At 71.8% G+C, this 748-nt stretch carries 1 protein-coding gene; it reads left to right on the forward strand.

Annotated features, from left to right (window positions below; all coding sequences use genetic code 11):
- Positions 1–748 (forward strand): IS481 family transposase (locus ACI8AK_RS23180; protein WP_456958191.1); only part of this gene is annotated, 748 nt, incomplete at both ends.

Below are 748 nucleotides of genomic sequence, written 5' to 3' on the forward strand. Positions count from 1 at the left end.
GCTGTGCGCGCTGCCCGCAAGCTCGGGCCGGCGCGGATCGCACCGCTGGTGGGGCTGGCGCCCTCGACGGTGCACGCGGTGCTGCGCCGGCACGGCATGCACCGGCTGGCCTGGCTCGACCGCCCGACCGGGGCGTTGGTGCGCCGCTATGAGCGCGCCCGCCCGGGCGAGCTGGTGCACGTGGATGTGAAGAAGCTCGGCCGCATCCGCGACGGTGGAGGGTGGCGGGTCCATGGCCGCGGCTCGGCCCAGCACAACCACAGCCGCGCCGAGATCGAGGCCGGCCGCCGGGTCGGCTACGACTACGTGCACTGCGCGATCGATGACCACACCCGGCTGGCCTACGCCGAGATCCATCCCGACGAGACCGCGACCACCTGCGCCGACTTCCTCCGCGCCGCCGCGGCCTGGTTCGCCGACCACGGCATCGACCGGATCGAGCGGGTGATGACCGACAACGCGATGGCCTACCGGCGCAGTCATGCCTGGCGCGAGGCGATGACCGACATCGGCGCCGCGGCCCGCTTCACCCGGTCCTACCGGCCACAGACCAACGGCAAGGCCGAACGGTTCAACCGCACGCTGGCCGACGAATGGGCCTATCTGCGCCCGTTCGCCAGTTCAGCAGAACGCGCCGCTGCCTTGCCCGCCTGGCTACACACCTACAACCATCACCGCAGCCACACCGCGCTCGACGGACAGCCACCGATCAGCCGCACCACCGTCAGCAACGCAGCTGGGCACTACA

It is taken from the genome of Geodermatophilus sp. SYSU D00867, assembly GCF_054050315.1.